Here is a 12,747-nt window from a genome sequence, read left to right as displayed (position 1 = left end):
AACAGCGGCAAGCTATTAATATAAATATTAATACAACGGGTCTTGATGTGTCAATATGGTAGTCTTTAATTACTCCAGTGAGCTTTCGATTATTCCCCCGCCCACTACTATATCGCCTTGATACATGACAACAGACTGTCCAGGGGTTATGGCCCTTTCCCTATCGTCAAACACCACCTTGATTCTGCCGTCGTCCATATTGTAAACAGTTGCGGGTTTGGGCCTGGCGTTGTATCTGACCTTGGCCTGCACCTTCATACCGTCTTCAATCTTCTCGTACGGTATCACGTTGATGTCCCCCGCCACAAGACCTTTTTTGAATACATCTTCGTTTGTGCCAAGCACCACTGAATTTGTCTTCGGATCGATGTCTACCACATATGCCGGCCATCCAAGGGCTATTCCAAGTCCCTTTCTTTGGCCTATCGTATATTTTATGATGCCTTCATGCCTTCCGAGCACATTTCCCTGCCTGTCAACGAAGTTGCCGGGCTGTATTTTCTTTTTCGACATGTTTTTTACGAATGACGCGTAGTCATCGTCTTCAACAAAGCATATCTCCTGGCTGTCTGGCTTGTTTGCAGTGACGAGACCTATGCTGGATGCTATCTCTCTGATTTCGCCCTTGTTGTAGGTTCCAAGCGGGAGCACGGTCCTGCTGAGCTGCTCCTGGGTCATGTTGTAGAGCGCGTAAGTCTGGTCCTTTTCGTCAGTTGCCGATTTTTTTAGCAAAAACCTTCCATGCTCGCTGCTGTACTCCACCTTTGCATAGTGGCCTGTAGCAACATGGTCGCAGCCAAGCATTATAGCCTTCTTTAGAAATTCGTCAAACTTAATGTGCTTGTTGCATGCTATGCATGGGTTTGGAGTTCTGCCCTGCAGATATTCGTCCACAAAATAATCAACCACCTTATCCATGAAAGGCTTTTTCATGTTTATAACGTAAAACGGTATTCCTATCCTGTCTGCAACCCTTCGTGCATCCTCAGCCGCTGAAAGAGAGCAGCATGCCCTCTCACTCTCACCGCGGCCTTCCCAAAGCTTCATAAACACGCCTATGACCTCGTAGCCCTGCTCCTTTAGCAAATATGCGGCAACGGAACTGTCAACGCCTCCGCTCATTCCAATCATAACTTTATTATTCATATTACCACCTGTCTTCAATTTCATATTTACATAATAATTAATACTACATCATGGATATGCCTTTATCAAGAAAAAAGACCTGTTTTCCAGGTCTTTTTAGTATTCTTCTATTCTTCGTCATGTCCGTGGTCATGGACATCGTCTTCAAGTATCTTGCTGTCAATGCCTTCGATTGTGATGTTGTGCTTCTTTGCATAGTCAAGTATGGCTCTTTTTATTGTCTGCTCAGCCAGCACAGAGCAGTGAATCTTGGGAGCTGGAAGGCCTCCAAGCGCATTTATAACGTCCTTGTTTGTAACACTAAGAGCCTCTTGTATAGTCTTGCCCTTTATCATTTCAGTCGCCATGCTTGAACTTGCAATGGCAGAGGCGCAGCCGTATGTTTGGAACTTTACATCTACTATGACATCATTTTCGATTTTTAAATATACCTTCATTTCATCTCCGCACGCCGGGCTTCCCGCTTCACCTATACCGTCCGCGTCTACCAGAACTCCTGCGTTTCTTGGGTGAACAAAATATTCGATAACTTTTTCATTATACATGTTGGCTTTCCTCCCTAACAAATTTATCATACAGTGGTGATAGTTCCCTTAGTCTTACAACAATCTTTTCAAGATTGTCCACCACAAAATCAATGTCTTCCTTAGTTGTCATATCGCCTATTGTAAGCCTCAAAGAGCCGTGGGCAATTTCATGGGGCAGCCCTAGAGCCATAAGCACGTGTGATGGGTCGAGCGAGCCTGATGTGCACGCCGAGCCGCTTGAAGCTGCTACACCCAGAAGATCCAGGCTTAGAAGTATGGCTTCGCCTTCAATGAACTCGAAACAGAAGTTGGCGTTTCCCGGAAGCCTCTTTTGTCTGTGTCCGTTGAGCCTTGCATATGGAATCCTGCTAAGCACGCTGTCTATAAGGTGGTCCCTGAGCTGCGATTGCTCTTTGGCATGTCCGGCGACATCCTTTGTTGCCAGCTCCACAGCCTTGGCAAAGGCTACTATTCCTGCCACATTTTCTGTCCCAGCTCTTTTTTTCCTCTCCTGTGAGCCTCCGTGTATTAGCGGATGGAGCTTTATCCCTTTTCTCATATACAGAGCTCCTATGCCCTTTGGCCCGTATATCTTGTGGGCTGTAAATGACATCAAGTCCACTCCCAGGTCCTTTACATCTATTTCTATATTGCCAAGAGCCTGAACTGCATCAGTGTGGAAGAATACGCCCTTTTCACTGGCGATTTGAGCTATCTCCTTCACCGGCTGCACTGTGCCTATCTCGTTGTTGGCCTGCATTATTGTAATCAGGACTGTATTGTCTTTTATTGCAGCTCTTAGCTCTTCAAGACTTATTATCCCGTCCTTGTCCACGTCAAGATATGTCACCTCGAAGCCATGGTTCTTTTCGAGGTATTCACATGTGTGGAGAACTGCATGGTGCTCGATTTTTGAAGTTATGATATGATTGCCCTTATCCTTGTATGCAAACGCAATACCCTTTATTGCCATATTATCTGATTCTGAACCGCCGCCTGTGAAGAATATCTCCTCTGGCTTTGCGTTTACAGCCTTTGCTATTTTGTCTCTTGATTCATCTATTACCTTTTTTACATCTCTTCCGAATCCATGTACGCTAGATGGATTTCCGAAATGCTCCGTCAGATACGGCATCATTGCGTCTACTACTTCCTTCTTTATTGGAGTTGTAGCTGCGTAGTCCATGTAGATTCTCTTTTTTTCCATATCATCCATCTCCTATTCCTTGAGTTTTAGCCTGATGCTTGATTCCATCTTTTTGTGGTGATCGCTTACCATGTCCTTTAGCGTGATTCCGTCCATTACAGAATTTATGCTCGTCTTCATCTTTTCCCAGACTTCCTTAGTTACGCAAAATTCCGAATTGTCGCAGCCCGAATCATCGTCGGCTACGCATTCAGACGGAACCATTGGGCCTTCGAGCACCCTTATGACATCGCCTACGCTTATGCTTCCTGCCTCCCTGTAAAGGAGGTATCCTCCCTGGGCTCCCCTTACGCTTTTGACAAGCTTAGCCTTCTTGAGAGTGCTCATTAGCTGCTCAAGATACTGCTCAGAAATGTTTTGCTCCTTGGCCACCTGCTTTAGGGGTATTGGCCCTTTGCCTTCGTTCAGGGCAAGGACAAACATGGCCTTCAGTCCGTATCTGCCTTTTGTCGATAATATCATTATATCACCCCGTTTTTTGGGACATATTCATTTTTTAATCCCGAGTAATCCTATCGGAATTGACTACATTTTGAGTATACATCAGGCTTTTATCCTTGTCAATATTATCACGAAAAAAAGATAGCCCGAATTTCGGGCTATCTTTTTATTATACGAATATGCTTTTTTTATTCCTCTTTTAGCGATATCAGGAGCTGCTTGTCTGAAACCATGTTGTTTTGGCTTACATAAACCTTGTCTATTATGCCGTTGCATTTAGACACTATTGTCGTCTCCATTTTCATGGCCTCTATGACTATAAGCGGCTGATTCTCGACGACTGCGTCGCCTTCCTTGACTATTATTTTTATTACCTTTCCTGGTATGCTTGCGCCAACCTGGAACGGGTCGTTCATGTCGGCCCTTAATATATGGTCTTCAGCAGACTGGGCGTTGTTGTCCTGTATGTCCACTTCTCTTCTTATACCGTTAAGCTCGAAAGTGACCGTCCTTTGACCGTTTTTCTTTGTCTCCCCTATGTCTATCAGCCTTATTGACAGAGTCTTGCCTTCCTCTATCTCTACCTCGCACTCCTCGTCCTTTCTCAGGCCGTAGAAGAACACATGGCTTTCAAGATTAGAAACATCTGTATACTGGTTTAGATTGTGCTCGAGGAAGTCCTCGTAAACCTTAGGATACAGGCAGTAGCTCACTACATCCTTCATCGTCTGCTTTATGCCGAACTTCTTCTCCAGCTCAGCCTTTATGCCTTCAAAGTCCTCATCAGGCAGAAGTTCACCCGGCCTGCATGATATAGGCTGGTCTCCCTTGAGCACTATCTCCTGAAGCTCTTTAGGGAAGCCGCCCTCTGGCTGTCCTATCATTCCCTTGAAGTAGTCTACTACCGAATCAGGGAACGAAAGGTTCTTTCCAAGCTCGTATATGTTCTCGTTGTCTACATCGTTCTTCTCCATGAATATTGCAAGGTCTCCTACCACTTTAGACGTTGGAGTAACCTTTACTATGTCCCCAAGAAGCTCGTTGGCCATCTTGTATTTTTCCTTGACCTCATGGAATCTGTCAGCAAGGCCCAGGCTCTCTACCTGAGGCTTTAGGTTTGAATACTGTCCGCCAGGTATTTCATACTTGTATATCTCGGCAGAAGTGGTCTTAAGGTCGCTCTCAAAGCTGAAGTAAGCCTTTCTTAGCTCCTTGTAGTAGTCATCCACTTTAACTATTTCGTCAAGGTTAAGCTCTGTATCCCTTGGAGTGTCCTTTAGCGCCTCTATAAGGCTGTTCATTGAAGGCTGGCTTGTAAGCCCTGACATTGCTTCAAGTGCACAGTCAACAACATCTACGCCCGCCTCGGCTGCCATCATGAGGGTTGACACGCCGTTGCCGCACGAATCGTGAGTGTGCAGGTGTATAGGCAACGAAACCTCTTCCTTGAGTGTCTTTACCAGCTTGTGTGCTGCATAAGGCTTTAACAGCCCCGCCATATCCTTTATGGCTATCATGTGTACGCCTTGAGCCTCAAGTTCCTTGGCCATTTTCACATAGTAGTCCAGGTTGTACTTGAGTCTGCTCTCATCTAGTATGTTTCCTGTGTAGCATATCGAGCCTTCAACAAGCTTGCCAGTCTTTAGGGCTTCTTGTATTGGAAGCTTCATGTTCTCAACCCAGTTGAGGCTGTCGAATATTCTGAACACATCAATGCCCGAAGCTGCCGACTCCTCTATGAACTGCTTTATTACATTGTCAGGATAGTTTCTGTAGCCTACCGCATTAGACGCTCTAAGCAGCATCTGGAACATTACATTAGGTATCTTAGTCCTTAATGTCTCAAGTCTTTCCCATGGAGACTCCTTGAGGAATCTGTATGCGACGTCGAATGTTGCTCCGCCCCACATTTCCAGAGAGAAAAGATCATTCATATATTTGCTTGTAGCATCAGATATCTTGACAAAGTCTCTAGTTCTAAACCTTGTGGCAACAAGCGACTGGTGCGCATCCCTCATTGTAGTGTCTGTAATTAGAAGTCTCTTTTGAGCCTTCACCCACTCCGCGTAGCCCTTTGCTCCAAGCTCGTCAAGCATATCCTTTGAGCCTTTTTTGATTTCAAGGCTTTCTGTGCCTGGTGCCAGAATGTTTTCAAATTCAGGCTTTGCACCCTTTCTCTCATTTACCACCACGTTGCCTATGAAGTTTAGTATCTTTGTAGCTCTGTCCTTGCTCTCTTCTATATCGAACAGCTCTTTTGTCTTGTCAAGGAAGTTCGTATCACACTGTCCTGCCGCGAACTTTTCATGGCTTAGCACGTTTACAAGGAAACCGACGTTTGTCTTAACTCCCCTTACTCGAAGCTCCTTTATAGAACGAACGGCTTTTCTCACAGCGCCCTGGAAAGTCCTGTCCCATGAAATAGTCTTCACAAGAAGGCTGTCGTAGAATGGAGTTATGTCGGCGCCTGAAAAACCATTGCCGCCGTCAAGCCTTATTCCAAAGCCTGAGCCCGTCCTGTACACGTCTATCTTGCCCGTGTCAGGCATGAAGTTATTCTTTGGATCCTCAGTTGTAATCCTGCACTGTATCGAGTAGCCATTTATTTTTATGTCATCCTGGGACTTTATGTTTATTTCAGGGCTTCCAAGCTCATAACCCTGAGCCACAAGCAGCTGGCTCTGCACAAGGTCTATTCCAGTTATCATTTCTGTAACCGTGTGCTCGACCTGTATCCTTGGGTTCATCTCAATGAAATAGTAGTTTCCTGTACTGTCCACAAGGAATTCAAGAGTACCTGCATTTGCATATTTAACATGCTTTGCAAGCTTTACAGCGTCATTACATATGCTGTGTCTTAGCTCGTCAGACAACGAGAAAGCCGGAGCGTACTCGACTATCTTCTGGTGCCTTCTTTGCACCGAGCAATCTCTTTCAAACAGATGCACTATGTTGCCGTGCTTGTCACCTAGAACCTGTACCTCGATGTGCTTTGGATTCCTCAGATATTTTTCCACGAACACAGCAGAGCTTCCAAAAGCCTTTTGCGATTCGCTCACAGCGCTCTCAAAGCCTATTTCAAGATCCTCTTCCTTTTCTATGATCCTCATACCTCTGCCGCCGCCGCCGTTTGAAGCCTTGAGTATTACAGGATAGCCTATCATTTCGGCAACCTGCTTGGCCTCTTCCTTGCTCGCAAGGGCGTGGTCGACGCCTGGTATTGTAGGCACTCCTACTTCCATTGCCATTTTCTTCGAGCTTATCTTGTCTCCCATGCTGTCCATCGTTTCAGCACTTGGACCTATGAAGACAATGCCGTTTTTTTCACATTTTTTTACGAATTCAGAGTTCTCAGCCAAAAATCCGTAGCCCGGATGTATGGCGTCTACTCCTTTTTTCTTTGCAATATGGATTATCTCATCCATGTCCAGATATGCCTCTATCGGCCCTTTTCCTTCGCCTATAAGATACGATTCGTCAGCCTTTGTCCTGTGGAGACTGTATTTATCCTCTTTTGAATATATACCCACAGTTCTGATGCCAAGCTCCGTACACGCCCTAAACACCCTTATGGCTATCTCGCCGCGGTTTGCCACGAGCACTTTTTTGAATTCTTTTACCACACTCATCAACTCCCAACTCAAAATATGCTTTTGTTCGCATTTAAGCGTATGTTTTTTTATTTATTTTTTTTATATTTCATCCTGCTTAAATTAATAGAATGATATCACAACAGGCTCCATTTTTCAATAGAGTAGTTGCTGTGAAAGCGTTACTATTTTCTTAATTTATTGTTACCACATTGTCATAGTTTGAAACATAAGCGGTTGTTGTTAGTTTTAATATTTTATGATTTTATCAGATAATTCAATCAAATTCAATTGGATATCGCTTTTATACGGATAATCATTCGTGATTTTCACCTCTAATACGCCTTTGATGCTCCCTTATTCCCTTTTCGAACTTGTTTTCACCAGGGATATAATATACCGAGCCTGCAATTTCATCGGGCATATACTGCTGTTTCACATAGCCGTGTTCATAATCGTGCGGATACTTGTAGCCGATGCCTCTGCCAAGACTCTCAGCGCCTGAATAGTGGTTGCAACGAAGATGCATGGGGACTTGTCCTGTATTTTTAGTATCTATCTCATGCAGTGCCGCGTCGATTGCTGTGATCACAGAGTTTGACTTTGGCAGCGTGGCAAGCAGTATGACCGCCTGAGCCAGTGGTATCCTGGCTTCAGGGAAGCCTAGCTGCGCAGCGGAATCTGTGCATGCCTTCACTATGGAAATAGCATTCGGATATGCCAGCCCTATGTCCTCCGCGGCTATCACAAGCAGCCGCCTGCTTATCGACTGGAGGTCGCCTGCATTTATGAGCTTTGCCAGGTAATGGAGCGCGGCATTTGCATCGCTGCCGCGTATGGATTTTTGAAATGCACTTATCAGGTCATAGTGATAATCACCTGAGCTGTCTGAATATACCATCTTTTTACTGAGGCATTCTATCACTGCCTCCTTGCCAAGCTCCATTCTCATATCAGCTCCTGCCTCGAGCGAATATACTGCTATCTCGAGAAGGTTTAAAGCCTTGCGCATATCTCCGTCGCAAAAGTCGCTTATTACATCTAGCGCTGCATCCTCATATACTATGCTGTACCCTTCAAAATCGTTCTGCTCGAGCAACCCCACAGCCCTTTCCAGTCCCGTCTTGATTTCTGCTTTGCCCAGAGGGTGGAACTCGAATACGCTCGATCTGCTGAGTATCGCCTTGTAGACGCAGTGGTGCGGATTTTCAGTCGTGCTGGCTATAAGGCTTATTTCGCCTGTTTCAATGAATTCGAGCAGCACCTGCTGCTGCTTTTTGTTGAAGTTCTGTATCTCGTCTATATAAAGAAGCGTCCCTGCTGCATTAAGCAGCCCTTTCGTATCGCTTATTATCTCTTTTATGTCGCTCACAGACGACACGGTTGCATTTAGCTTGTAGAACCTTTTGCTCGTGTGCCCGGCAATAACGTTCGCCAGCGTTGTCTTTCCAGTTCCGGGCGGCCCGTAAAATATCATGTTCATTATGTTTTTAGACATTATAAGCTTCCTGAGTATCTTGCCTTCCCCTATGATGTGATTTTGGCCTATAAACTCTTCAAGGCTCTGAGGCCTCATTCTCTCCGCAAGCGGTTTCAAGCTGTTCCCTCCCAATATAACAAGAAAAAGTAGGGGGTTCCCTACTTTTTTTACAAGTTTAACGATTCTAGCACTACCCTTTTAGCTTCTTAAGCTCGTCCAGGAGTTTCTCGTTGAGTATTTTTATGTGGGTTCCTTTCATTCCAAGCGATCTTGATTCAATTACTCCTGCGCTTTCAAACTTTCTAAGCGCATTGACTATAACCGATCTGGTTATACCCACTCTGTCGGCAATCTTACTGGCCACAAGCAGACCCTCCATGCCATTGAGTTCGTCGAATATGTGTTCAACGGCTTCAAGCTCGGAATATGAAAGCGTACCTATTGCCATTTGTACAACAGCCTTCTTGCGCATCTCCTCCTCGAGTTCTTCGCTTCTAGCCCTTAGTATCTCGAGTCCCACTATGGTTGCGCTATACTCTGCAAGCACAAGATCCTCGTCGTTGAACTCCTTCTCATATCTTGAAAGTATCAGGGTTCCAAGCCTTTTGCCGCTTCCCACTACTGGGACTATTGTCGCCAGCTTGTTATATGTTGTTTCCGGCTCATTCCTGAAAATTTCTATCAGCTTGTCCTTTGTGACATTGTACAAAGTTTGGTTGATTTTCATCAGGTTTTCCACATCATCAGCATGGAATCTCGCCTCGCCGGTTTCTTCATCTATTACGGCTGAACTGTCCATAACGTGAGTCAGATCAATGCCAAGAACCTTTCCTGTGTCATTTAGCAAATATACGTTTGAATTTAGAACCTCACTCAGTATTTTGCATAGCTCTGGAAATGATACAGGGTTTGTGCCCGATTTTTGAAGTATCCCATTTAGCTTTCTTGTTTTGACCAAAATGTCGCTAGCCATATACTCCCTCCTCTATATATATTTTATTTTACTATATTATCACGAATAATTTGTCGGTTTTTTTAATTATTTTTCACATTCTTTTCAAAACCAAATGCAGCTCATGCAGATTATTTATATGAAAAATATTTAAAATATTACCACACTGCGACATTTATATCAATAGTCAGGTTTACTTTTCAGTCTTTACATACCCGCATTCCTTGTTTGAACATTTGATTTTTGTTTCTTTTTTTGTGTATTTTTCCACAAGGAATTCGCCGCATTCCGGGCACATTTCGCCTGTGGGTTTGTCCCACGATACAAAATCGCATTCCGGATACCTTGAGCAGCCATAGAAAAACCTTCCTCTTTTGCTCCTTCTCTCGACAAGATCTCCCTCTTTGCATTTTGGGCATGCCAGGCCTGTCTTGTTGAGAAGCGGCTTTGTACTTTTGCACTCGGGATAATTCTTGCATGCAAGGAATCTTCCGAATCTGCCGTACTTTATGAGCATGTTCGCTCCGCACTTGTCGCAGATTTCATCTGTCTCCTCATCCATAGATATCTTCTCTATAGTCTCTTCGGCCTTCTCGATCGAGACCTTAAGCGGTCCGTAAAATTCGGAAATTATGCTTTTCCACTTAAGCTTGCCTTCCTCTATAAGGTCAAGCTTGCTTTCCATATCCGCCGTGAACTTGACATCCACTATATAGTCGAAATTTTTCTCCATTATTTCGTTGATTAGCACACCAAGCTCCGAAGGCTTAAGTGCGCTGCCTTGCTTTTCAACATATCCCCTTGCCAGTATCGTCGATATGGTAGGAGCATACGTACTTGGCCTTCCTATTCCAAGCTCCTCAAGTGTCTTTACCAGCGATGCCTCAGAATAACGCGGAGGCGGCTGGGTAAAGTGCTGCTTTGGCATGGTTTCCACGATGCTCAGCTTCTCTCCTACGCTTACATCCGGCAGTATAGTATCCTCCTGCTTTGCAAAGCTGTATACCTTGAGGAATCCGTCAAACTTGAGCTTTGAGCCGGTCGCCTTGAAGCTATAACCGCCAGCATCCGCCAGAACGCTCATTCCGTCATATATGGAATCCTTCATAAGCGAGGCTGTATATCTCTCCCAAATCAGCTTATAGAGCTTGTACTGGTCAGAGCTCAGCGAATCCTTTATTGAATCCGGCGTCTTGTCAATATATGTCGGTCTTATGGCCTCGTGTGCGTCCTGCACCTTTTTGGCCTTGCTCTTGCTCTTTTCGAAGCCCTTGAAATATTTTTCTCCTATTTCAGAAACAATATATTCCTTAGCTTTGTCGACAGCTTCGTCCGATATCCTCGTGGAGTCCGTCCTGATGTACGTAACAAGTCCGACATTGCCTTCTCCCTTTACGTCTATGCCCTCATACAGCTGCTGGGCCACCATCATCGTCTTCTTTGTTGTGAAGTTCAGCCTGCTTGCCGCTTCCTGCTGGAGTGAGCTCGTAGTGAAGGAAGGCATGGCCTTTCTTTTTCTCTCCTTTTTCTCCACCTGAGATATATCCAGTTCCTTGTTGTTTATTGCATCAATAATATTGTTTGTCTCTTGTTCGCTGTTTATTTCTATCTTGTTTTCCTTGTCTCCATGGAACTTGAATTCAATCTTGCTGCCGTCTTCCTTTGCAGCCGTAATGTCGAGTGTCCAATATTCCTTGGGCTCGAAGGCATCTATCTCCTTCTCCCTGTCGCATATTATCTTTGTGACAGCCGATTGTACCCTGCCGGCGCTGAGTCCTTTTCTGACCTTGTCCCACAGCAGGGGACTTATCTGGTAGCCCACCAGCCTATCCAGAACCCTTCTGGCCTGTTGGGCGTCCACAAGGTCCGTGTCAATCTGCCTTGGGGTTTTGATAGCTTTCTTTATGGCGTCCTTTGTTATCTCATTAAACTCTATCCTGCACGCCTCTTTTTCATCAAGCTTGAGTATGTTGGCAAGATGCCATGAAATAGCCTCACCTTCCCTGTCGGGGTCGGTCGCAAGAAATATCCTGTCTGATTTCTTGGCTTCCTTTTTAATCTCGTTTATTGTAGGCCCCTTGCCTCTTATTGTTATATACTGGGGCTCAAATTCGTTTTCTATGTCAACTCCAAGCTTACTTTTAGGCAAATCTCTAACGTGTCCTACAGAGGCTTTAACCTTGTAATTGCTTCCGAGAAATTTCCCTATTGTTTTAGCTTTGGCAGGTGATTCAACTATGACTAGATTTTTTGCCATTAAGACTTACACCTCCGAAATGTCCTTCAAACATGTACACTGCAGCGCATTCTACGCAATCGCATACGTGTTTGCTCCTAACTCTAATACTATACCCTTTATCTGCAAAATATTCAACACCCCAATGATTTCACTAGGTGGGATGGCTGTAACGTCGCATATGGAGTCGATATGCATTATCCCGCTTTGCCTCAGCGCATTTACTATTGCTGCTTCACTCTCCGAATAGATTGCAGCTGAAGCCTCGGCCATCTCGCTGTCTGGTTTTTTCAGTTCAAGCCTGTAGTCTTCCAGTATGTCCTCAACACAAGTTACAAGCTTTGCTCCAGTTTTTATTATACTGTTTGTCCCTTCGCTCATAGCCGAATTTATATTCCCCGGCACTGAATAGACGTTCCTTCCCTGATCCAGAGCATAGTCCATTGTTATAAGAGAACCGCTCTTTTTCGCGGCTTCCACTATAAGCACTCCGTCAGACAAGCCGCTTATTATCCTGTTGCGCATTGGAAAAAACCCGGGAAGCGTCTCAGTACCCGGAGGATATTCAGAAACAACAACTCCGCCGCTTTGAACTATCTTGTTCATAAGGCCAATGTTCCGGGCCGGGTATGGATTGTCAATCGACGATCCGAGCACAGCCACCGTCCTGCCGCTTTGATTGTATGCACCGTAATGAGAGCAGCTGTCGATGCCAATGGCCAGACCGCTTACTATTGTTACGCCCAGGCTTGAGAGCTCCTTTGAAAACTTTTTCGAGCACAGCTCTCCGTAAGCTGAAGGTTTCCTTGAGCCCACCATGGCTATGGAGAAATTCTCCAGCAGCAAGGAGTCTCCCCTGTAAAAAAGTACATACGGAGGATCATGTATCTGCTTTAATTTCGAAGGATAACCTTCGCATTCTATAGTCATATACGAGATGTGCTCCCTTAGCAGATTTTCCTTTATCCTATATAATGCATTGCTTTTGATACCCTCGACCAAAGCCCTCCTCGCCTTAGCGCTTGCAAACTCCATGGAGTCTATATATGCATCATCCACATCCCAAATCCTGCCTATGTCGCCCAGCTGGGCTTCGATGCTTTGAATAGTCTTGTAGCCTATGCCGCTTGTGCACCAAAGCAAAAGATACGCATCCTTCCTCTCCATA

Annotated in this window: 9 protein-coding genes; all 9 read right to left on the bottom strand. The window is 45.0% G+C overall.

Annotation, left to right across the window (positions count from 1 at the left end; genetic code table 11):
- Window positions 1-69 precede the first annotated feature (69 nt).
- Window positions 70-1,146, bottom strand: coding sequence for a tRNA 2-thiouridine(34) synthase MnmA (gene mnmA / locus EAL2_RS06245; protein WP_025435539.1), 1,077 nt, complete (start codon window positions 1,144-1,146; stop codon window positions 70-72).
- Window positions 1,147-1,253: 107 nt separating this feature from the next.
- A complete protein-coding gene (gene nifU / locus EAL2_RS06240) occupies window positions 1,254-1,691 on the bottom strand; it encodes a Fe-S cluster assembly scaffold protein NifU (protein WP_025435538.1) in 438 nt (145 codons plus the stop codon).
- Entirely contained in the window at window positions 1,684-2,880 is a 1,197-nt protein-coding gene (gene nifS, locus EAL2_RS06235) for a cysteine desulfurase NifS (protein ID WP_025435537.1), read from the bottom strand. Before nifS ends, nifU begins: the two co-directional genes overlap by 8 nt.
- A 12-nt stretch (window positions 2,881-2,892) precedes the next feature.
- Window positions 2,893-3,342, bottom strand: a complete 450-nt coding sequence (locus EAL2_RS06230; RefSeq protein ID WP_025435536.1) for an RrF2 family transcriptional regulator — start codon at window positions 3,340-3,342, stop codon at window positions 2,893-2,895.
- Between the two features lie 167 nt (window positions 3,343-3,509).
- On the bottom strand, window positions 3,510-6,944 hold the full coding sequence (locus EAL2_RS06225; RefSeq protein ID WP_025435535.1) for a pyruvate carboxylase: 3,435 nt from the start codon (window positions 6,942-6,944) through the stop codon (window positions 3,510-3,512).
- Between the two features lie 283 nt (window positions 6,945-7,227).
- Window positions 7,228-8,508: a replication-associated recombination protein A gene (locus EAL2_RS06220; protein WP_025435534.1), complete on the bottom strand. Its 1,281-nt coding sequence runs from the start codon at window positions 8,506-8,508 to the stop codon at window positions 7,228-7,230.
- 73 nt (window positions 8,509-8,581) lie between these two features.
- Complete coding sequence (gene codY / locus EAL2_RS06215; protein ID WP_025435533.1) at window positions 8,582-9,364, bottom strand: GTP-sensing pleiotropic transcriptional regulator CodY; 783 nt, start codon at window positions 9,362-9,364, stop codon at window positions 8,582-8,584.
- A gap of 172 nt (window positions 9,365-9,536) precedes the next feature.
- Window positions 9,537-11,600 (bottom strand): type I DNA topoisomerase, encoded by a 2,064-nt coding sequence (gene topA / locus EAL2_RS06210; protein WP_025435532.1) that lies wholly within the window; start codon window positions 11,598-11,600, stop codon window positions 9,537-9,539.
- Window positions 11,601-11,651: 51 nt separating this feature from the next.
- On the bottom strand, window positions 11,652-12,746 hold the full coding sequence (dprA, locus tag EAL2_RS06205) for a DNA-processing protein DprA (protein WP_025435531.1): 1,095 nt from the start codon (window positions 12,744-12,746) through the stop codon (window positions 11,652-11,654).
- Window position 12,747 lies beyond the last annotated feature (1 nt).

Origin of the sequence: Peptoclostridium acidaminophilum DSM 3953 (genome assembly GCF_000597865.1) — a bacterium.
Lineage (GTDB): Bacteria > Bacillota > Clostridia > Peptostreptococcales > Peptostreptococcaceae > Peptoclostridium_A > Peptoclostridium_A acidaminophilum.
The sequence above is the reverse complement of the archived record's forward strand: the minus strand, read 5'-3'. Positions and strand labels throughout refer to the sequence as shown.